This is a genomic window from Oleiphilus sp. HI0123, assembly GCF_001635315.1.
Genome location: NZ_LWGE01000159.1, coordinates 1 through 385 on the forward strand (window position 1 = coordinate 1; position 385 = coordinate 385).

General features: G+C 62.6%; 1 protein-coding gene. It reads left to right on the forward strand.

The features are described 5' to 3' along the window. A partial coding sequence (locus A3761_RS26595) for a hypothetical protein (protein ID WP_197472720.1) occupies positions 1-358 on the forward strand: 358 nt, incomplete at its 5' end. Positions 359-385 lie beyond the last annotated feature (27 nt).

Below are 385 nucleotides of genomic sequence, written 5' to 3' on the forward strand. Positions count from 1 at the left end.
GAGCACGGACGCCGCCGGCATCGTGCGCAACATCGCCTTCTCGCGCTCGGTCGAGGTGCCGATCTCGTATGCCCTCCAGATCCGCAAATTGGCCTCCTACACGGCTAAGACGGATCTGGACGTGCGGACGGCTCTCTCGGACTGGACTAACGCACTCGGCATCGGCAACAGCGTCTACCGCGATCAAGCCTATGTGCCCGCAAAGCTCAACGGAACGGTCGAGGGCATGGGCTACGAGATCATCTCGCTCGCCATCGCTCGCAATGGCAACGTGCCACTGCAGGCCGATGTGCCCTTGGCCTATGACGAGCGCGCAACCTGCGCGCCCGACAGCATGACGACGAGCATCGTGCCATGAATGTCAGCTCACGCTATCCTCGTGCAG